The organism is Massilia aurea (assembly GCF_040790145.1).
GTDB classification, from domain to species: domain Bacteria; phylum Pseudomonadota; class Gammaproteobacteria; order Burkholderiales; family Burkholderiaceae_D; genus Telluria; species Telluria aurea_C.
This window is the reverse complement of record NZ_JBFMMP010000001.1, coordinates 1,065,829-1,086,706: the sequence shown is the minus strand read 5'-3', so window position 1 is coordinate 1,086,706 and position 20,878 is coordinate 1,065,829. Positions and strand designations below refer to the sequence as shown.

At 67.1% G+C, this 20,878-nt stretch carries 16 protein-coding genes; 8 read left to right on the top strand and 8 right to left on the bottom strand.

Annotation, left to right across the window (positions count from 1 at the left end; genetic code table 11):
* Window positions 1-69: 69 nt before the first annotated feature.
* The gene (locus AB2N08_RS04495; protein ID WP_367609415.1) at window positions 70-723 is read left to right on the top strand and encodes a TetR/AcrR family transcriptional regulator; all 654 of its coding nucleotides are present in this window, start codon (window positions 70-72) and stop codon (window positions 721-723) included.
* A gap of 8 nt (window positions 724-731) precedes the next feature.
* Here AB2N08_RS04495 and AB2N08_RS04490 read toward each other — a convergent pair whose 3' ends face one another.
* The 6 genes from AB2N08_RS04490 to AB2N08_RS04465 all read right to left on the bottom strand — a co-directional run bounded on the left by AB2N08_RS04490 (window position 732) and on the right by AB2N08_RS04465 (window position 10,403).
* Window positions 732-2,075, bottom strand: a complete 1,344-nt coding sequence (locus AB2N08_RS04490; RefSeq protein ID WP_367609414.1) for a carbohydrate porin — start codon at window positions 2,073-2,075, stop codon at window positions 732-734.
* Between the two features lie 25 nt (window positions 2,076-2,100).
* On the bottom strand, window positions 2,101-4,542 hold the full coding sequence (locus AB2N08_RS04485) for a glucose/quinate/shikimate family membrane-bound PQQ-dependent dehydrogenase (RefSeq protein WP_367609413.1): 2,442 nt from the start codon (window positions 4,540-4,542) through the stop codon (window positions 2,101-2,103).
* Window positions 4,543-4,624: 82 nt separating this feature from the next.
* Window positions 4,625-6,721, bottom strand: coding sequence for a TonB-dependent receptor (locus tag AB2N08_RS04480; RefSeq protein WP_367609412.1), 2,097 nt, complete (start codon window positions 6,719-6,721; stop codon window positions 4,625-4,627).
* A gap of 37 nt (window positions 6,722-6,758) precedes the next feature.
* Window positions 6,759-8,261, bottom strand: a complete 1,503-nt coding sequence (locus AB2N08_RS04475; protein ID WP_367609410.1) for an ABC transporter permease — start codon at window positions 8,259-8,261, stop codon at window positions 6,759-6,761.
* The gene (locus AB2N08_RS04470; protein WP_367609408.1) at window positions 8,258-9,694 is read right to left on the bottom strand and encodes a DUF3526 domain-containing protein; all 1,437 of its coding nucleotides are present in this window, start codon (window positions 9,692-9,694) and stop codon (window positions 8,258-8,260) included. Before AB2N08_RS04470 ends, AB2N08_RS04475 begins: the two co-directional genes overlap by 4 nt.
* Entirely contained in the window at window positions 9,687-10,403 is a 717-nt protein-coding gene (locus AB2N08_RS04465; protein WP_367609406.1) for an ABC transporter ATP-binding protein, read from the bottom strand. Before AB2N08_RS04465 ends, AB2N08_RS04470 begins: the two co-directional genes overlap by 8 nt.
* A 199-nt stretch (window positions 10,404-10,602) precedes the next feature.
* Here AB2N08_RS04465 and AB2N08_RS04460 point away from each other — a divergent pair, with 199 nt between their 5' ends.
* Window positions 10,603-11,784 (top strand): MFS transporter, encoded by a 1,182-nt coding sequence (locus AB2N08_RS04460; protein ID WP_367609404.1) that lies wholly within the window; start codon window positions 10,603-10,605, stop codon window positions 11,782-11,784.
* A gap of 34 nt (window positions 11,785-11,818) precedes the next feature.
* Here the strand turns inward: AB2N08_RS04460 and AB2N08_RS04455 are convergent, their stop codons facing one another.
* Together AB2N08_RS04455 and AB2N08_RS04450 are read right to left on the bottom strand one after the other, a co-directional pair.
* Entirely contained in the window at window positions 11,819-13,324 is a 1,506-nt protein-coding gene (locus tag AB2N08_RS04455; protein WP_367609403.1) for a L,D-transpeptidase family protein, read from the bottom strand.
* Between the two features lie 177 nt (window positions 13,325-13,501).
* Window positions 13,502-13,624, bottom strand: a complete 123-nt coding sequence (locus tag AB2N08_RS04450; RefSeq protein ID WP_367609401.1) for a hypothetical protein — start codon at window positions 13,622-13,624, stop codon at window positions 13,502-13,504.
* Between the two features lie 45 nt (window positions 13,625-13,669).
* Here AB2N08_RS04450 and AB2N08_RS04445 point away from each other — a divergent pair, with 45 nt between their 5' ends.
* The 6 genes from AB2N08_RS04445 to AB2N08_RS04420 all read left to right on the top strand — a co-directional run bounded on the left by AB2N08_RS04445 (window position 13,670) and on the right by AB2N08_RS04420 (window position 20,841).
* Window positions 13,670-15,025 carry an FG-GAP repeat domain-containing protein gene (locus AB2N08_RS04445; protein ID WP_367609400.1) on the top strand — a complete coding sequence of 452 codons (1,356 nt, stop codon included), beginning with the start codon at window positions 13,670-13,672 and terminating at the stop codon, window positions 15,023-15,025.
* Window positions 15,026-15,140: 115 nt separating this feature from the next.
* Window positions 15,141-16,505: an MmgE/PrpD family protein gene (locus tag AB2N08_RS04440; protein WP_370662396.1), complete on the top strand. Its 1,365-nt coding sequence runs from the start codon at window positions 15,141-15,143 to the stop codon at window positions 16,503-16,505.
* 53 nt (window positions 16,506-16,558) lie between these two features.
* Complete coding sequence (locus AB2N08_RS04435; protein WP_367609447.1) at window positions 16,559-17,500, top strand: LysR substrate-binding domain-containing protein; 942 nt, start codon at window positions 16,559-16,561, stop codon at window positions 17,498-17,500.
* Between the two features lie 90 nt (window positions 17,501-17,590).
* Window positions 17,591-18,802: a CaiB/BaiF CoA transferase family protein gene (locus tag AB2N08_RS04430; RefSeq protein ID WP_367609397.1), complete on the top strand. Its 1,212-nt coding sequence runs from the start codon at window positions 17,591-17,593 to the stop codon at window positions 18,800-18,802.
* A gap of 5 nt (window positions 18,803-18,807) precedes the next feature.
* Window positions 18,808-19,794: a hydroxymethylglutaryl-CoA lyase gene (locus AB2N08_RS04425; RefSeq protein ID WP_367609446.1), complete on the top strand. Its 987-nt coding sequence runs from the start codon at window positions 18,808-18,810 to the stop codon at window positions 19,792-19,794.
* A 54-nt stretch (window positions 19,795-19,848) separates the two neighbouring features.
* Window positions 19,849-20,841 (top strand): Bug family tripartite tricarboxylate transporter substrate binding protein, encoded by a 993-nt coding sequence (locus AB2N08_RS04420; RefSeq protein ID WP_370662390.1) that lies wholly within the window; start codon window positions 19,849-19,851, stop codon window positions 20,839-20,841.
* The last annotated feature ends 37 nt before the right edge of the window (window positions 20,842-20,878 follow it).

Here is a 20,878-nt window from a genome sequence, read left to right as displayed (position 1 = left end):
AATTCACTCATGCGATGGCTGCGTGGAACCTGGAGGCGCCGCCATGACACGATCGTTTAAAATAATGGGATGACCAAAGCGAGCAGATCGAAGGCCGTTCCCGGCAAGGCCGAGCAGGACAACACCCGCACCCGAATCCTCGATGTCGCGCTCCACGAATTTTCCAGGCTGGGCCTGAGCGGCGCCCGCATCGACGCCATCGCGGCCGAGAGCGGCCTGAACAAGGCCATGATCTACTACCATTTCGGCAGCAAGGACGGCTTGTACGTGGCCGCGCTGGAAGAGAGTTACCGGCGCTTTCGCCAGATCGAGGGCGAACTCGATATCGACGAGGCCCTCGCGGCCGAGCCCGCGTTATGCAAGCTGGTGGGCGCGAGCTTCGACTTTCATGCGGCGCATCCCGAGTTCATCCGGATGGTGATGGCCGAGAACATCAACCAGGGCGAGTACATCCGCCAGATTCCGCAGCTGCGCGCAATCAACCAGTCGGCCATCACGGTGCTGGCGCGTCTGTGCCGGCGCGGCGTGGACGAGGGCGTGTTCCGGGCCGACGTCGACCCGGTCGACCTGCACATGTCAATCAGCGCGCTGTCGTTCTACAACGTGTCGAACCGCCACACGTTCAGCTTCATCTTCGACCGTGACCTGGGCGCGCGCGAGGTGCACGCCGCGCGCCGCGCTTCCGTGATCGACACCATCCTGCGTTCAGTGCGCTCAGCCTGACCGTCCGTTCAGAACGCAATCCTGAGCTGGGTGCCAAGCGCAATCGCATCCGGGGTCGAACGAACCGAAAACGCACCGGGATCGGCGATGTACTGGATGCTGGCGCGCACTCCGAGCCAGCGCAGCGGCTGCACGCCGTAGCTGAGCTCGATCACGGTTTCGCCGGCAGGCAGCGCTGCAGGTTCACCATCGGCGAGACTGGCGGCCACCGCATTCGCGCGCAGGCGCGGATTCAGTCTGGCATGCACCACGCCCAGCGCCAGCGTATCGGCATCGCGGCCGGCAAAGGTGCCGGTCTTGACCAGGCCGGCCGCATACCAGCGCGTGATCTGGGCCGACGCGCGAGGATGGGCGGTGAATTGGCCGAACACGGCCAGGCTGCGGCCGGTATGCTGGTCACGCACGAGCATCTGGTCCGCCAGCAGATAGGCGCCATAGCGCTGGCCTACCGTGCCGGTGTCACCCTGGCGCTGCGCGCGCGCCGTATCGTAGAACACGCCGAGCTTGTAATGACCGGGCAGGGCAGTGCCGCCGGGCGCGCTGCCGGGTGCATACTCCAGCTCCAGTGGCAGCACCGTGCCGATCGTGCCCGACGCAAACGGCTTGAACGCATTGTGTTCTTCGCCCAGGCGCGGATTGTTCTGGAACACGCCGGTACGCACCAGCAGGTCCGGCCGCAGCCGGTAGCGCATGGCGGCGCCCCAGCGCGCATTCGGATAGTTGTACCAGCCACTATTGCCCGATTGCGACAGCGGATGCGCGCAAAACGCGGCATTCACGAACTGGGTGCCGAGGGCCATGCCCCCAAGATCATTGCCCATGGCGAAGTAGCCGAGCCGCAGATTGAGCTGGCCATCGAGCAGGTTGTGCTCGATGCTGGCCTCGCTCAGGCGCGTGTACAGGCCGCCGTAGACTTCCTGCACCGGCAGCCGGTTGCCGATGTAGTCCGATGAGATGCCGGTGCCGCGCCGGTCGTTGACCGTCACGTGCAGCATCGTGCCGGCCCAGCCCGCGATGCGCTCCATGTCGAAGTCTGCGCCCACGCGCAGCTGCTGGGCATAGGCGGTGCCACGCGCCAGGCCGCCGCTGACGTTGGCGAAGGTTTCCGAGACGTAGTCGCCCCGGAAGGTCACGCCGGCATCGAGGTAGCGCGTGCGCGCGCCGCCCCAGTCGCCGGTGAGGGTGGCCGCGCCGGCCGCCGGCGCCGGCGCCGGCGTCGCCGCGGCCGGCACCGTTGCCGCAGCCGGCACGCCGCGCTCCTGCGCCAGTGCGGCCACCGGGGCGACTGAGGTGATTGCCAGCAGGGCAAGGTAGCCGGCAGTCGCCATGCTGGTTCTGTGATTGGCTTGCATCAGTATTTCCGGTCCGTTGTAACGATCAGCGCTCGAGCGCATACGCGATCACGTAGTCGCCACGATCCGGCGACTGGCGCGCGCCGCCCGCCGAGATCAGCACGTACTGCTTGCCGGTCTTCGGCGACACATAGCTCATCGGTCCGCCCTGGCTGCCCACCGGCAGGCGCGCTTTCCAGACTTCTTTGCCCGTCGCGCTGTCGAACGCGCGCAGGTAGTAATCCTGGGTGCCGGCGATGAACACCAGGCCGCCCTGCGTGGCCAGGGTGCCGCCCAGCGTCGGCATCCCGACCGGCATCGGCATGCGCATCTTGACGCCGAACGGGCCCGTGTCCTGCACCGTGCCAACTGGTACTTGCCACAGCACTTTCTGCGTCTTCAGATCCACCGCCGAGAGCGAGCCGAACGGCGGCTTCTGGCATGGAATGCCCAGCGGCGACATGAAGCGGTTCTTGTTGACCGCATACGGCGTGCCCTTGAGCGGCACGGCGCCCATGCCGGCGTTGACTGCTTCGCCGCCATTGCTGGCCGGGCCGCTGTCGGCCTTCTGCGGGATCATCTGCACCCACAGGCCGAGGCGCATGTCGTTGACGAAGATGACGTGGTGGTTCGGGTCGGTCGACAGGCTGCCCCAGTTCATGCCGCCCAGCGAGCCGGGGAAGCTGAGCGAGACGTCGGTGCCGGGGGCTGTAAACAAGCCCTCGTAGCGCATCGACTTGAAGCTGATGCGGCACGCGAGCTGGTCGAACGGCGTCGCACCCCACATATCGGATTCGGTGAGTGTGTCGGCGCCGATCTGCGGCATGCCGCTAGAAAACGGCTGGGTTGGCGAGTACTGCTCCTGGAAGATGCCGGCCGTCTTGACCGGGCGCTCTTCGACGCGGGTGAGCGGCTTGCCCGTCATGCGGTCCAGCACGAAGATCTGGCCGGACTTCGAGCCGAACACGACGGCCGGGGTGGTCGCGCCGTCCTTGCCGGGGAAGTCGATCAGGCTCGGCTGCATCGGCACGTCGAAGTCCCACAGATCGTTATGGACCGTCTGGTACACCCATTTTTCCTTGCCGGTCGTCGCGTCGAGCGCCAGGATCGACGTGGCATAGCGATGGTCCAGCGGCGTGCGCTTGCCGCCCCACAGGTCGACCGACGAACTGCCCATCGGGATGAAGACCGTGTTCATGGCGGCGTCGTACGACATCGGCGCCCACGAATTGGGCGTGCTGCGCGCGTACGTCTGGCCAGGTTCCAGGCGTGCGTTCGGATCGTCATGGCCCGGGTCGAACGCCCAGCGCATCTGGCCGGTGATGACGTCGAAGCCGCGCAGCACGCCGCCCGGCATGTCGGTCTGGACGTTGTCCGCCACGCGGCCGCCCACCACGACGGTGGTTCCTGCGACCGTCGGCGCCGACGTCAGCTGGTACATCGGATCGGCGGCGGCGCCCAGGCCCGCTTTCAGGTCGACGACGCCATTGTTGCCGAAGCCTTCGCACATGGCGCCGCTGTCGGCGTCGATCGCGACCAGGCGCGCGTCGATGGTATTCATCAGGATGCGGCGCTGGCAGTTGGCGCCTGCGGCAACCGTGGCCGGCATCACCTGCGTGGCGCCTGCCACGCTCGGCTGCGCCAGTGGGGCGGCGGCGTCGAAGTACGCCAGGCCACGGCAGCGGTTCCAGACCTGGGACTGCGCATTGATGTCGCGCTCCCAGAGCTTCTTGCCGCTGTCGGCATCGATTGCGATCACATTGTTATGCGGCGTGCACAGGTACACGCGCTCGCCGATCTGCAGCGGCGTCTGCTGGTCTTCGGCGCCATTGCCGGTGGGGCTGATGGGGGTGTCGCCGGTATGGAAGGTCCACGCGACCTGCAGATCCTTGACGTTGTCGCGCGTGATCTGGTCGAGCGCCGCGAAACGGCTGCCCCCTGCGGTGTTGCCGTAGTGGCTCCAGTCTTTCTGTTCCTGGCCTTTCGCGACCGGCACCAGCGCCGTGGGCGTGCCTTTGAAGGGCACGCTCGGGTGCGGCTGGAACATCTGGATGAAGGTAATGACCATCGCGACTGCCAGCACGGCGGCGGCGCCATAGACAGCCTTGTTTGCCGCGCTGGCACCGCCGGCGCCGGCTGCCTTGCGCAGCGACGGCCACGCCAGCAGCGCCAGCACCATCAGGCCGGCAGGCAGCATCAGGCGCGACACCAGCGGCCAGAAATCGAGCCCCGCGTCCGCCAGCGCCCAGACCACGGTGCCAACGAAGGCCACGCCGTAGACGACGACGCCAGACGGCTTGACGCGCATGAACTGGATCGCCGCGGCAACGATGACGATGCCGGCGATCAAAAAGTACAGGCTGCCGTGCAGGATCGCAAGCTTCGCGCCGCCGACAGCGAAGAACAGGCCGGTGGCCAGCATGACCAACCCCAGCAAGATGCTCCCGGCTTTCAATGCCGCCGGGGGCTGGGTCGTATTTTTCTTCATCCAAATTCTCCGAAAACGATCATCAATCGATTGCGGAGAATTATAACTAACTAGTTAGTTAATTGCTTGGTCCTGTCAATATTCAGAAGAAATACCGCAGCGACGCCCCGGCCGTGGCCTGCGGCACCGTCGTCACCAGCAATCCACCCGCCGTGCCATACGCGATATCGCTGGCGAACTTGTGCGGCTGCAGCGTGGCGAACAGCGCGCCCTGATACTTGCCCAGGTCGTAGGTCGCCTTCATGTCGTAGCGCACGTAGGTCGGCATGTTGCGTTCGTACAGCGGCGTGCCCATGTAGTAGGGATTGCCGGCCGTGACATACACGTCGCCGCTGAGCGACAGCCGGCCCGGGCCCATCGCCGTGCGGTACTGGACGCCGGCTTTCCATGTGTCTTCCGGCACCGACAGCCGCGCACCCGCGCCGGGCGCCGGGTTGTCCAGCTGCGCGCGCAGGATGCGGCCGTAGCTCAGGTAAGTGTTCAACGCGCTGCTGATCTCGTAGCGCAGATCGAGCTCGATGCCGCGGCGCGTGGTCTGGCCCGACGCCACGAACACGTCCGGCGCCGTGTTGATGATCTCGTCCTCGTTCTGGATGTAGTACCAGGCGCCCGACACACTCAGGCCGTCCAGCGGTCGCGCATTGAAGCCAATGTCATGCGACCGCACGCGGCTCGGCTCGATGCCGGGATTGCTGCGCCCACCGGGCGCGCCGAGCGGGCCGAGACTGCCACTGGTGCTGATCTGCTCGGCGGCCGGCGAACGGAAGCCCTGCGCGATATTGGCGTACAGCGCCACGGCGGGCAGCACATTCCAGATCGCACCGTATTTCGGCGTGACCACCGAGGCCTTGTAATCGGTGGATGCGGCTGGCAGCTTGCGGTTGACCAGGTCGTAGTCGAAGCGGTCATAGCGCGCGCCGCCATGCAGCTTGAGCGTTGGCAGGATGCGGTACTGGCCCTGGATGAACGCGCCGTAGGTCAACAGGTCGAGGTCCTGGTTGTTCACATAGTTGGCGGTCGGCTGCAGGTTGCGGTATTGCTGGCGGAACGCATCGCCCTTGTCCTTGCGCGCTTCCGCGCCGATCGTCAGCAGGCCGGCCTCGCCGACCGTCCAGGTATTGCCGCCGCGCGCACCAAAAATATCACGCTCGTCGTAGCCATAGGTGTGCAGCGTGGTGCTGGTCTGGATTGCGCGGCTGCGGGCGAAGTCCTCGGCGTAGGCCGTGGCGAACCAGCCGGCGTCGCCGGACGCCGGACGGCGGTTGAACACGAGCGTCTTGCGGTGCGCGTCGCCAAAGCCCGGCAGGTTGAACATCGTGTCGTGCGGATCGACCAGGCCCGCTTCCATGGCCGGCAGCGACAGGTAGCCGGCGCCTGCATAGTCCGACTTGTAATAGGTGGCGCGCAGGCTGTAGACGCCGTCGCCGATAGTGGTCGACAGCTTCCAGAACAGATTGCTGCGATCGAGCGCCGCGCCGTGGCGGAAGCCGTCCAGGCTGTAGCGGTCGGCAATCACCAGCGAACGGACACGGCCGAAATCGTTCGACAGCACGAGCGAGCCGCGCCGGCCGCCATGGCTTTCCACCGTCACCGTGGCGCTCGATGGCGTGGCCGCGCCGCCTTCGCGGGTGCGGATCGCCACCGAGCCGGCGCGGTTCTGGTCGCCGAACAGCGCGGAGACCGGGCCCTTGATGACGTCGAAGGTGTCGATCATGTCGCCCGTCATCCATTCGAGGAAGGCCGGGCCGTGGCCAGCGCCGCCCTGGCTCGACGGGATGTTCTGCGGCACGCCGTCGATGTAGATGGCGGTGTCGGCGCCGTGCGTGCCCTGGGTGGCGAAGCCGCGCATGCGAAAGCCGTTGCCGGTGTCGCCCTGGTCGATATTGTTGGCGACCACGCCCGGCACGCGGCGGAACACGTTCGAGATGTCGCGGCCGATGTCGAGCGTGGCGAGATCTTCGGCGGTCACCGTGGTCACGCTGCCGGGGAGTGATTTGGCGCCCAGGCCAGGGGCCAGTCGTTCGTCGTCGTCGCGCTGGCCTTTGACTTCGACGACCTGCGCTTCTGATGGCGGCCGTGGCGCATCCTCCTCCGCGATGGCAGCGCCAGTGAATGCGCAGGTGAGCATGACGGCGCGGGGGATGGCGCGCAGCGGGGTAAAACGGGTGACGGATTGCAAGATCAATACTCCACGGTGGATGACAGGATAAAAAATTTCAGCGGCGCTGCCGGCTGCGCTCGCGGCCAAGCGCGATGCATGCCAGGATGGCGAAGGCGCAGGCCCACGCCAGCAGCGTCCAGGTGCGCGCCGGCATGCCGGACGCCAGCGCCAAAGCGGGCGAGGCGACAAAGCGCGGCACCGCATCGAAGTCGCGGAAGCCATAGCCGCCCAGGCAGGTGCGGGCGCACGGCGCCTGCTCGTCACCCAGCGCCGCGCGCTGGATCGCGTCCTGGAACCAGTCGCGCAAGCGGCCCTGGTGGCGCGCCACGTCGCCGATGAAGCGGCGGTGGCGCGCGCGGTCGTTGCCGGCGGCGTCGGCCAGGGCGGCATTGGCCAGGCTCACGGGACTCAGTACGCTCATGCGGGTGAAGAAGGCGGCGCGCGCGTCTTCGGCCCCCACGAACTCGCGCTCGACGCCCAGCATGATGCGGTCGATTTCCTGGGCCCGGTGCAGGCGCGACACACTCGACGCGACAGCGCCTGGCGCGGTGCGCCTGGGCTTCCATTCGGGATGGCTGTCGTAGAAGCGCGCCAGGCTGCCGGCCTGGTCGGCATTGACCTGGTCGAGCGCATCGCGCATGGCTTGCACATAGCGCTCGCGTGGCGGCACCGGCGCCGCGATGCGGGTGACGGCGTCGAGCGCGGCGGGAATCACGATCGCGAACAGCAGCCACAGGCCGAAGCCGGCAAAGGCGGCGCTCATGCGGTTGGCGCAGGCCGCGCACACCGCGATCCCCACGCCGCTCCAGAACGCCGAGTACAGCAGCACAATCCCGGCCCAGCGGGCCAGCGCCCCAATGCCGGCGCCATCGAACGGCACGGCGCCCAGCAGCAGCGCGCCGCCGACGACGGCCGCGATCAACAGCGCCGTGGCGATCAGACCGCGCACGCCGGCTTGCACAAACAGGATGCGCCCGGTGCCGACACCCTGCAATAGCAGGCTGCGCAGCCGCAGGCTTTCGCGGTCCTGCGTGAGCACGGAGGCCGTCAGCGTCAACAGGATCAGCGGCCACAGGTAGACGACGAAGAACATCAGGTCGTAGCGGCCCGATGCGAGCCGGGCTGGGTGTTCGATTTCGGCAGCGGTGCGCACCGATTCCATCGATTCGGCCCGTACCCGCACGTAGGCCGGCTGGATGTCGGCCAGGCCGATCGCCAGCGCCGCGCCAGGCAGGGCGGGCATGGCGGCAAAGCCGACGTGTTCGCGGAAGGCGTAGCCGCGCACGTCCACCGGCGTGCGGTAATACAGCAGGCCGGCAAACTCCGGCGCATCCGGCTGCGCGAAGTAGCGCGTCGCCAGGTCCTTGGCTGCGGTGCGTGCCGCGGTCTCTTGAGACGAAGCGGCCTGGTGCGCCGCCTGGGTGTGTTGCTGGAAACGGGCGCCTTCGAACAGGCCGTACAGGCCCAAGAGGAGCGACGCCGCCAGCAGCAGGAGCGTGCCGCGTTCGCGCAGCAGCGCGCGCAGGTCGAAACGGATCAGTGCGAGGGTGCGGATCATTTGACGCTCCCGATGCGCAGGCGGCGCAGCGACGCGGCGGCCAGGCCGATGCTGAGCACCAGCAGCGTGAGCAGCGGCAGCACCCAGCGCACGATCACGTCACGCACATCGAGCGCGCCGTAGGCAAAGGCCAGCGGTGGAATGCTGCGCCACAGGGCCTCATTGGCCTGGTACTTGACGCCATCGCGGTCGGGGTTGCGCGCCAGGTCGCTGTTGAGCAGGTTCTGCATCAGGCGGCGATGGGTCTCGGCCGCGCGCAGAAATTCGATGTGGCTGGCGCTGTCGCTGGCCGCCAGCCGGCTCGACAGCCCGGCGATCGCGGCGGCGGGCGACAGCCACCCGGCCAGGGCGATGGCGCGGTCCTGGCTCGCCATGGCCGCGAACAGCGGGCCGTAGTGGCGATCGAAGACGGCGTCGCCATGCGCTTCGCTGCGCAGCTGGCTGATGCCCGACCAGTTGACGGGCAGGTCGGCGACATTGTCGACGCCATACTGGGTGAACAGTTGCTGCTTGTGGCGCTCCGCTTCCGCCGGATCGTCGGGCATGCCGAGTTCTTCGTCGACGGCTTGCCGGAACGCCTGCGCCGACGGCAGCGGCGCGGCCGATTGCGCCAGTTCGACGGCGGCGCGCGGCAGCACGAGCGTCAACGCCGTCCACAGCGTGACCAGCAGCGCCAGGCTGGCGCGCATCGTGGCCGCATAGGCCGACGCAGCGGTGATCAGTGCAGCCCAGATGGTCAGGTAGACGAGATAGCCGCCGGCAAACAGCAGTGCGCGCAGGCCGGGATCGGCCACCGGCTCGCCGCCGCCGGCATGCCACTTCAGGGCGACGATGGCGACGATGCCGGGCAGCGACATCGTCAGGGCAAGGCACAGCAAGACAGCGCCGCGCGCGGCGGCAATGGCGCCCAGCGGCGCGCCATTCAGGCGCAGCGCCGGCAGCATGCCGCGCTCGCGCTCGGCCGCAAACATGCCGAAGCCCAGGAAGATCATCGCGGCCGGCGCCAGCACCTGCAGCACCAGGGCCGGGCTCAGGCGGAACTGGCGATCGGCGCCCGCGCTGTCGGCGGCGGGGCGGTACACCATGTCGTTCTGCTTGTGCGCTTCGAGCCAGATGCTCGAGCCCACATACTGCTCGATGCCGGGATCGATCGCCGCCAGCGTCGGCAGCGGCTTGAACGCGTACACGCCATAGTGGGCGGCGGAATGGGGATTCTTGCTACCCTGATGCACCCAGCGCTCGGCTTCTGCCGCAGCCGCCACGGCGCGCGCCGAGCGGGTGCGGTCCAGGTCGAGCGAGGCGAGCAGCGCCGCGCACGCGGCCAGCGTCAGGCCCAGTGTCAGCACGAGGGCCACGCGCCAGTCGCGTCGGCGCTCGCGCCAGTCGGCCTGCCAGGCGCCGATGAAGGCTTGTCGCCACACGAGATTACGCACTTGCTGAACTCCGGGCGGCAAGGCTGTCGAGGTAATTGCGTTCGAGTTCGCCTGCATTCAGTTCTCCAAGTTTCCATTCGCTCACCAGATGGCCGCCCACCAGCACGCCGCAGCGGTCCGCCAGTTCCTGGGCGCGCAGCAGGTCGTGGGTGGCCATGATCACGGCCGCGCCGTCGTCGGCCACGCTGCGGATCAGGGTGCCGAAGGCAACGCTTGCTTCCGGATCCAGGCCCGACGTCGGCTCATCGAGCACGAGCACGCGCGCGCCCTTGGCCAGCGCCATGACGATGCCGACCTTCTGGCGCATGCCTTTCGAGTAACCGTGCGCCTGGCGGTGCCAGGCGTGCTGCGGCAGGCCCACGCGTTCGAGCAGGGCTTCGATCTCCTTTGCCGCGAGCCGGCGGCCCAGCAGGCGCATGAAGAAGTCGACGTTCTCCACACCGGTCAGGCGGTCGTACAGGGCGACGTTTTCGGCGATGTAGGCGGCGTGCTGGATGGCGGCCTTGGCCGGCATGAGCGGCGAGCCGGCCAGCGTGATGCGGCCGGCGTCGGGTTTGACGAAGCCGAGCAGGCAGCCAATCGTGGTGGATTTGCCGGCGCCGTTCGGGCCGAGCAGCGCATAGACCTGGCCCGCTTCGACATGCAGGTTGAGGTCGTTGACGACGACGCGCTCGCCGTAGCGTTTGGTCAGGTGGTCGATGTTGATCATGGGGTCTCTCGTCAAACGGGCGCGCGCAGGTAGACCCGTCGACCCGACAGTGTTTGGATTCTTATTGATAATGATATCTCATTACCGGGAAGGTGGGAACAGCGATATGCCCCCACGCACGCACGGAAGAGGCCGACGTTGCAGGCGATATGGTGAACAGGTATATTTGCTAAGATATTAACGACGCGCAGGATCCAATATGAACTACCGTCTACTGGCGTTGTCGCTTGGCGCCTTCGCCATCGGCGTCACCGAATTCGCCCCCATGGGGCTGCTGCCGGCGATTGCCGCCGGCTTGAACGTGTCGATTCCCGCCGCCGGCATGTTGATCAGCGCGTATGCGGCCGGCGTGATGCTCGGGGCGCCGCTGATCACGTTACTTCTCAGCGCGGTAAGGCGCCGCAACGCGTTGGTCGGCCTGATGGCGCTGTTCGTGATCGGCAACCTGCTCTCGGCGGTCGCGCCCGGCTACTACACGCTGCTGGCCGCGCGTCTGGTCACGAGCCTGTCGCATGGCGCGTTCTTCGGCCTGGGGGCGATGGTGGCGGCCAGCATGGTGGGGCCGGGCCGTGGCGCGGCGGCGGTGGCGACCATGTTCATGGGGCTGACGGTGGCCAATATCGGCGGCGTCCCGGCCGCCACCTGGCTTGGCAATGCGGTGGGATGGCGCGTCGCGTTTGGCGCCACTGCCTCGCTCGGACTGGCGGCGATGGCCGCCGTCTACTGGGCGCTGCCGCGCGGCGAAGCGCAGCCACGCCCGGACGTCCGGGCCGAACTGCGCGTGCTGCTGCGGCCCGCCGTACTCAACGCGCTGTTGACGACCGCATTCAGCGCCGGCGCCATGTTCACGCTGTACACCTATATCGCCGCCGTGCTGGGAGAACTGACGGCGGCCTCGGCCGGTTTCGTCACCGCCATGCTGGTGGTGATCGGCATCGGCTTCACGATCGGCAATGCGATCAGCGGCCGCCTTGCCGACAAGTCGCTCAAGGGCACGCTCGCAGGTTTCCTGATCGTGCTGGCGCTGGTGAGTTTCGTGTTTCCGTTCGTCGCCGTCACGCACACCGGGGCCACGATCGCGCTACTGGTCTGGGGCGCGGCCACGTTTGGCGTGGCCGCGCCGGTACAGATGCGCGTGATGCAGCAGGCGCACGATGCGCCGGCGCTGGCGTCGTCGGTGAATATCGGTGCCTTCAATCTTGGCAACGCGCTGGGCGCGCTGGTGGGCGGCGCGGTGCTCAGCATGGGCCTGGGTTATACCTGGATCGCGCCGGCTGGCGGCATGCTGGCCCTGTGCGCGCTGGCGCTGTCGCTGTATCCGGTGCGCGCGGCGCAACCGGTCAGGGCGCTCGAGCCTGTTGCGTCTGCATCGCACGAATGAAACGCGGCGCGTATCCGCGCCTTGCAGGCACCGTTCACTCCAGCCCCAGCGCCTCGATCAGCGCCGCGTCGCGCCCATAAATATCTTGCGCGAACAAGGCCCGGCCCTGACGATCGACCAGCGCAGTGGCGTAAAACAGCACAACGGGCACCGGCGTGGCGAGCTTGACGGTGCGGTTGCGGCCCGCATTCATGGCAGCGGCCACTTGCGCGCCACCCCATTGCTGCCGATCGGCCAGCACGAATTGCGCGAGCGTGGCCGGTTGCTCGACACGGATGCAGCCATGGCTCAGGTCGCGGCGCGTGCGCCCGAACAGTTCCTTGGCCGACGTGGAATGCAGGTAGATATTCATCGGGTTGGGCATGGCGAACTTGACGTCTCCCAGCACGTTCTGCGGCCCCGGGCGCTGCCTGACCCGGGCACCGCCGGCGCGCAGGCGGGCCAGCGCCTCGCTGGCGGCAACACGCAGCACCCGGCCGTCCGCGCCCACCAGTTCCATGTCGTTCTGCTGCAGGTAGGCCGCGTTGCGCGCCAGCTTCGGCATGATCTCGCCTTGCATGATGCTGCTCGGGACGTTCCAGTACGGAACGAATTCCAGGTGGCGCATCGAGCCGATGAACAAGGGCGTGGCCGTGCGGCCGCGCGCGCCGACGATGACGCGCATTTCCAGCGCCGGCGCGGCGGCATTGTCCGTGGTGTCGAATGCCCACAGACGATAGGTGGGCACGTTCACGGCAATGACGCGGCCCGGTGTCGACGACGCCGGCAGCCAGCGCAGGCGTTCGAGCGTCAGCGCGAGCTGCGCGATGCGGTGCGTCGGCGGCACCGACAATGCAGTGAAGGTGGCGGGGCCAAGCACAGCGTCTTCCTCGAGGCCGTGCCGGGCCTGGAAGCGCCGCAGCGCGTCCGCCAGCGCCGGTGCATACAGGCCGTCGCCACTGTAGGCCGCAGCTGCATCCAGGTCGCCCAGTCGTTGCAGGCGTTCGTGCAATTGCGCCGCGCCGGCATACGGTTCACCCGGACGGATGGCGCTGCTGACTGGCGGCGGCAGCGCGGGCCACGCCGGCGCCAGGCGGTCCAGCTCCCGGTATCGTGCCAGCATCGCCTTGACCCGGCCGTAGAGCGCAATCGCGGGCGCGGCGGCATCCACCGCAGCCGCCAGGGTTGGCGCATCGCGGGCGCTGTCCAGGCGCTGCAACGGGTCGAAGCCATTGTCCGTGGCGGCCGATACGCGTAGCGCCCCAGCGGCGCGCCCACCATGCAGATCGCACAGATACCGGACCATGGCGGCATCGAGGTCGCGCGCGAATGCCGCTGTCTCACCGCCCGGGTCGGCAAGACGGCCGGTCAGGTCGTCGACGCCATAGCGGCGCGGGTCGAGGCCGTGTGTCGGCGCAGTGGCCAGCAATTGCAGCGCCGCGCGCGCCAGTGCGCCGTCGCCCGCCAGCCACGGCGCGGTAGAGGGAGTGGCATTGGCCGGGCGCGGCGCCTGGCACGCATTGTTCGTGGGCGCCGCGCCGGCAGCAGACATCGACCACATCAGGAAGGCGGCGCAGGCCATCCTCGCAGCAAGTTTGGGGTGATATGTCGCGTGAGTGAAGGCCATTTGATTGAAGGAAGTTAGACGGTCTTTGACCTTACTGCGTGCCGTGCCCGGTCGTCACTGATGTACATCAAGCCGAGGCGCTTCGATCACCACTTGATGGCTCGATCAGCATCACTGGCCGTGCAACGCCGCGACGATGTCGACGAAGGTATTGTCGACGTTCAGCTTGACCTGCAGCGCCGGGCAGGTGCGCAAGAGCGGCCGCAGCTTGCGTTGCTGTATGGCGTTGCGCATGCGCCGTAAAATGGGCGTTCCGACTGATTCCTGCCACGAGAACCCATGCCCGAACGCACCCGATCGCGCCTTGCCACACCACTGACCATCATGACGCTGGCGGCCGCAATCGCCGGCTGCGCCGCGCCATCCGGCGCGCACCGGGATCCAGCCCGCGATGCCTTCTCGCCGATTCCCGAAGCACCGGGTTCAGCCTGGGTCGATGCCACCGGCCCGAACGTGCCGCTCGCGCCCAGCCTGCACGCGACCGATTCCGTCTTCATCGACGTCGATCACGATGGCGACCTCGACGTGGTCATCTCGGTCGAGCACGGCGTGAACCGCCTGTACCGCAACGACGGCGGCGGCAAGCTGCGCTATATCCCCGATGCCTTCGGCACCCGCATGCACGACAGCGAACACGTGCGCGCCGCCGATGTCGATGGCGACGGCCATATGGACGTGGTGTTCGTGGCCGAGTCGGACGAATTCCACCAGCTCTATCTGGGCAACGGCAAGGGCGGCTTCACGGACGCCAGCGAGCGCCTTCCGGCCGGCAGCCAGGGCAATGGCCTGGCCGTGGGCGACGTCAACGGCGATGGCCGGCCGGACATCTTCATCGGCAGCACGGGCGAGACCGGCCACGCGCCGAATGCCCCGATCGTGCGCGCAAAAAACCTGCTGTTCCTGAACGATCCGGCCCGGCCCGGCCACTTCATCGACGCGTCGCGTACGCATCTGCCCGATACCAATGACCAGACCGAAGGCGTGGTGCTGGCCGACATGGATGGCGATGGCGACCTTGACCTTGTGCTGGCCAGCCCGGCGTTGCCGAACCGGCTCCTGATCAATGATGGCAAGGGCCGCTTCACCGATGCCTCCGACCGCCTGCAACTGGTCAAGCCGATGGAAACGCGCGACGTGCAAGCGCTCGATGTAAACGGCGACGGCAAGCTCGACATCGTGTTCTTCAATATCACCAGCAATAATTTTGGCTGGGACAAGGATCCGCAGACGCGCTTGCTGGTCAACGATGGCAAGGGCAATTACCGCGACGAGACCGCCGCGCGGCTGCCGGCGCACACGTTCTCGAGCTGGGCCGGTACCGTTGTCGACTTCAATGGCGACGGCGCGCCCGATCTGCTGGTGGGCGCGATCCAGGTGCCGGGCTTCGTGCCGCTGCAGCCACGGGCGTGGCAGAACGATGGCAAGGGAAAATTTACCGACGTGACGGCCGACGTGCTGCCAGGCGTGACGGTCGGGCGCAGCTGGAGCATGGGCAAGGGCGACCTCGACGGCGACGGCAAGACCGATGTCCTGATCGGCGGCTGGGGTACGCAGGTTCGGCTGCTGCTGTCGAACATCAAGGCGCACGGGGCGACACTGCCGCCCGTGCCGAAGCTGGAACCGCGTCCGCGCTGACCGCTGCAGCACTGAATGATGCTGCGATATGATGCTGGTATCAATTATTTCTATTTCTCCTGATCGTCTATTACTCTCTATGATGCCGGAGCAATACATCGAGAAAACGAGGAGACTGATGGTTGATCACGGACATCCAAGCCAGTTACTGGCCACCTTCGCAGCATCCCTGCGCTACATGCAGATTCCGGACGCCGTGCGCATGCGCACCGAAGACCTGTTCCTCGACTGGATCGGCTCGGCGCTGGCCGGGGCGACGTCGCGGCCCGTGCAAACCATCGACCGCTTCGCGCAAACGATGGGCCCGGCGAGCGGCGCCTGCGAAGTACTGATCTCGCGCCGCACCACCACGCCGATGTTCGCGGCGATGGTCAATGCGGCCGCTTCGCACGTCGCCGAACAGGACGACGTGCACAACGGCTCGGTCTTCCATCCAGGGGCGGTCGTGTTTCCGGCCGCGCTGGCCGTCGCCCAATCGATCGGCGCCAGCGGACAAGACCTGCTCACGGCCGCCGTGGCCGGCTACGAGGTCGGCATCCGCGTCGGCGAATTCCTGGGCCGCTCGCACTACCGCATCTTCCACACGACGGGCACGGCCGGCACGCTGGCCGCCGCGGCAGCAGCGGGGCACTTGCTCAAGCTCACGCCCGAGCAGATGCTGCACGCGTTCGGCTCGGCCGGCACGCAGGCGGCGGGCCTGTGGGAATTCTTGCGCGACGCCGCCGACTCGAAGCAGCTCCACACGGCCGGCGCCGCAGCCAATGGCTTGATGGCGGCCTACCTGGCGCAGGACGGCTTTACCGGCGCGCGCCGCATCCTTGACGGCGCGCAGGGCATGGCAGCGGGCATGTCGAGCGACGCCGATCCGGCCAAACTGACCGACCGCCTGGGCGAGCGCTGGGCGCTGGCCGAGACATCCTTCAAGTTCCACGCGTCGTGCCGCCACACGCATCCGGCCGCCGACGCCTTGCAGCAAGTAATCAAGAGCCACGGCCTGAAGCCGGACGAGATCGCGCGCGTCGTCGCGCACGTGCACCAGGGTGCGATCGATGTGCTGGGCGCGGTCGTCGATCCGCAGACCGTGCACCAGGCCAAGTTCTCGATGGGCACGGTGCTCGGCCTGATCGCGCATTACGATGTGGCCGGTCTCACCGAGTTTGACGCCAGCTTCAATGCGGCGCCGATCGCGGCGTTTCGCGGCAAGGTGGGCATGGCGCTCGACGAAGAGGTCGACAACGCGTATCCGGCGCGCTGGATCGGCAAGGTCACCGTCGAGACCACCGATGGCCGGTGCCTCACAGGCCGGGTCGATGAACCGAAGGGCGATCCCGGCAACACGTTGTCGCGCCCGGAACTCGAACAGAAAGCGCTGCGCCTGGCGCTGTTCGGCGAGGCGGCGAGCGAGGCCGAGATGCGCGCCGTGTCTGAACGCGTCTGGCACCTGGCGGGCGCGGCCAAAGTCGGGAACATCCTGGCCTGAGAAGAACTGATACAGTCGTGACCCCCATGTCACTGTCTGTACCAGCGTCGTCGATGGCACTCAACAATATTCTCAGAAGGCTTGATCTCACCAGCCTGCAGCTGTTCCTGGCCATCCACGAAGAGGGTTCACTCACCCGCGCCGCCGGGCGCGAAACGATTGCCGTCTCGGCCGCCAGCAAGCGGGTGACCGAGATGGAGGCTGCGCTGGGCGTGGCCCTGATGGTGCGCACCGCGCGCGGCATGAGCTTGACCCCGGCCGGCGAATCGCTGCTGACGCACGCGCGCCGCATCCTGCTCAGCGTCGACAAGATCGGCCAGGAGCTGGCCGAGCACGCCCAGGGCTTGCGCGGCTATGTGCGCATGGTGGCCAATCTGTCGGCCATCGTCGAATTTCTGCCCGAAGACCTGCGCGGCTTTCTCGAGCTGCACGAGCAGATCAGGCTCGACCTGGAAGAGCGGCCCAGCGGCGACGTCGTCAAGGGCGTCGAGGATGGCTTCGCCGATATCGGCATCTGCTCGGGCGACACCGATACCCGCGCGCTGCACAGCTTTCTTTACCGGCGCGACCGCATCGTGCTGGTGATGCGCCACGACCACGCGCTGGCTGGGCGACCCCGCGTGCCATTCTCCGACACGCTCGACTTCGACCACGTGGGCCTGCATGCGGACAGCTCGATCAACAAGCGCATGCACCTGGCGTCACGTGGCGCGGGCCGGCCATTGAAAACCCGCATCCACGTGCCCGGTTTCGACGCCGTGTGCCGCATGGCGCAGGTGGGGATGGGCCTGGGCGTCATTCCCCACGAAGTGTTTCTTGCCATCGGCCAGCCGCTTGGCCTGGTGGCCGCCGAGATCGACGAACCGTGGGCACAGCGCGAATTGCGCATTGTCGTGCGCGAAGAGAAGGGGCTCTCGCCGGTGACGCGCGCGCTGCTCGCGCATCTCGGGGCTGCCGAAGACCGTGCAGGCGTGATGACGAGCGTTCGCGGTTGACGAACGCTCGTTGAAAAGAAACGGTTGGACGGGCGGGGCCCGTTGTCTCTATGCTGGGTCGACAGGGCACAACAATCGACGAGATCCAGCATGAACCTTACTAACACCATCCCCGACGGCGCCTTGCGCGGCGTGCGCGTCATCGAAATGGGGCAACTCATTGCCGGCCCGTTCGCCGGCAAGACACTGGGCGAATTCGGCGCCGACGTCATCAAGATCGAAGCGCCCGGCAGCGGCGACCCGCTGCGCAACTGGCGCATGATCAAGGAAGGTACGTCGGTGTGGTGGCAAGTCCAGTCGCGCAACAAGCGCTCGATCGCGCTCGACCTGCGCAGTACTGAAGGCCAGGACATCGCGCGCAAGCTGATTGCCGAGGCCGATGTGCTGATCGAAAATTTCCGGCCCGGCACGCTCGAAGGCTGGGGCATGGGCTGGGACGAACTGTCCGCCATCAATCCGGGCCTGGTCATGCTGCGCATCTCGGGCTATGGCCAGACCGGCCCGTACCGCGACTTGCCCGGCTTTGGCGCCATCGGCGAGGCGATGGGCGGCCTGCGCCACCTGACCGGCGAACCAGAGCGCGTGCCGGTGCGTTGTGGCGTGTCGATCGGCGACACGCTGGCCGCGCTGCACGGCACCATTGGCGTACTCACCGCGCTGTACCACCGCAAGGTCAATGGCGGCAAAGGACAGGTGATCGACGTCGCCCTGCACGAGGCCGTGTTCAACGTGATGGAAAGCCTGCTGCCCGAATACAGCGCGTTTGGCGCTGTGCGCGAAGCGGCCGGCAGCGCGCTGCCCGGCATCGCGCCATCGAACGCGTATCGCTGCAACGATGGCTACGTGCTCATCGCGGGCAATGGCGACAGTATCTTCAAGCGCCTGATGGCCGTGATCGGACGCGACGACCTGGCCCGCGACCCGGCGCTGGCCGACAACGCCGGGCGCGTCGTGCGCGTGGCCGAGATCGATGCCGCCATCGGCGTCTGGACGGCGACGCGCCCGATCACCGAAGTGCTGGCGATGCTGGGCGGCGCACGCGTCCCGGCCGGCAAGGTGTACACGGCCAAGGACATCGCAGACGATCCGCATTACCGGGCCCGCGACATGATCCTGGCCCAGTCCACGCGCGACGGCTACGACCTCGAGGTGCCGGGCATCGTGCCCAAACTGCTCGGCACGCCAGGCACGGTGCGCACATCCGCGCCCGGCCTCGGCGACGACACCGATGGCGTGCTGCGCGAGCTTGGCATGAACGATGCCGACATCGCCGCCCTGCGCGGCAAAGGCGTAATCGCATGAATAGCATGAACAGCATGAATACCTGGAACGGCGTCGGCCGCCGCATCCACATGCAAGAAGTCGGCACGCGCGACGGCTTGCAGGCCGAGTCTGTCTTTGTGCCGACCCTGGAAAAGATCGCGCTGGTCGACAGCCTCTCGCGCGCCGGCATGGCCAAGATCGAAGTGACCGCCTTCGTCTCGCCCAAGGCCATCCCCGCGCTGGCCGATGCGCAGGACGTCATGCTCGGCATCGAGCGCATCCCGGGCGTGATCTACAGCGCGCTGGTGCCGAACGTGCGCGGCGCCGAGCGCGCCATCGAGAGCCGAACCGACGAACTCAATTTGGTGATGTCCGCCAGCGACACGCACAACCTGGCCAATCTGCGCATGACGCAGGCGCAGTCGTTCCAGGGCCTGTGCGAGGTGGCGGCGCTGGCGCGGCAAGCGTCGCTGGCCGTCAATATCTCGCTGTCGTGTTCGTTCGGCTGCCCGATGGAAGGCGACGTGCCGGAAGACACCGTACTGGCCTGGTGCGCGCGCTTCATCGACGAGGCTGGCGCCGGCGGGATCACCTTGTGCGACACCACCGGGATGGCGTACCCGAGCCAAGTGGCCTCGCTCACGCGGCGTTTTCGCGCCGCCTGGCCCGGTACCGAACTGAGCCTGCATTTCCACAATACGCGCGGCATGGGCCTGGCCAATGTGCTGGCCGGGATCGATGCCGGCGCCGACCGCTTCGACGCGTCGCTCGGCGGCATCGGCGGCTGTCCGTATGCACCCGGCGCCTCGGGCAATGTCTGCACCGAAGAAGTGGTGCATGCCCTGCAACTGATGGGTTACGACACCGGCGTCGATCTGGACCGCTTGCTGGACGCATCCAGGCGGTTGCCGGCGTTGATCAAGCATGAGACACCGAGCCAGATCGTCAAGGCCGGCCGCCGGCTCGACCTGCACCGGCCACCGAAGGATCTCGACATGATCAGGGAGCGCGCGCAGGCGCGTTCACACTGACGATATTGCAGGACAAGCAGGACACAACAATTATTTGAATAATCAGGAGACACCATGAAATCGATGTACTCACCGCGCATTCGTCTTGGCATGCTTGCCATCGCCGCCGCAACGGCACTTGCCAGCATCGGCGCGCAAGCGCAGGATGCCTACCCAACCCGCGCGGTCACGCTGATGGTCTCGGCCGCGCCGGGCGGCACGACCGACCTGGCCGCGCGCATGATTTCCGATCCGCTGTCCAAGGCGCTGGGCAAACCGGTGGTGGTCGAGAACCGGCCGGGCGGGGCGGGTGCGATTGCCGCGTCGGCCGTCAAGCGCGCCAAGCCGGACGGCTATACCTTGCTGGTCCAGTATTCGGGCTTTCATGTCATCACGCCGCACGTGGTGAAGGCCGGCTTTGATCCGATCAAGGATTTTGCGCCGGTCGCCAACCTGATCGTGGCGCCGCAAGTATTCGTGGTGCGGCCCGACCTGCCAATCAAGACGCTGCCCGAACTGGTCAGCTACGCCAAGGCGCATCCCGGCAAACTCAATTACGCGTCGTCGGGCAACGGGTCGCTGCAGCATGTGACGGGTGAAATGCTCAACCGGCTCGCCGGCACCAATATCGCCCACGTTCCCTACAAAGGCACGGGCCCGGCGATTACCGATCTGCTGGGCGGCAATGTCGAGATGACCTTCACGACGGCACCGCCGCTGCTGGCGCACATCAAGTCCGGCAAGCTTCGCGCCATTGCCGTGACCGGTAATATCGCGTTGCCGAGCCTGCCCAACGTGCCGACCACGGCGACAATCAAGGGCTATGAAAAGCTGGACGTGAGCTCATGGTTCGCCGTGTACGCGCCGGCCAACACGCCAAAGCCGATCGTCGACAGGCTCACGGGCGAGATCAGGAAAATCATGGCGACCGACGAATTCAAGCGCAAGGCGCAAGAGCAGGGCGCCTACGCGGTCTACATGACGCCGCAGGAACTGGCGGCGCACACGAGCAAGGAGTTTCAAACCTGGGGAAAATTCGTGAAAGATGCCCGGATCACGGGCGAGTAATTCCTTCAGCAGCAGGCTCGGCCGGGGCAATGCATGT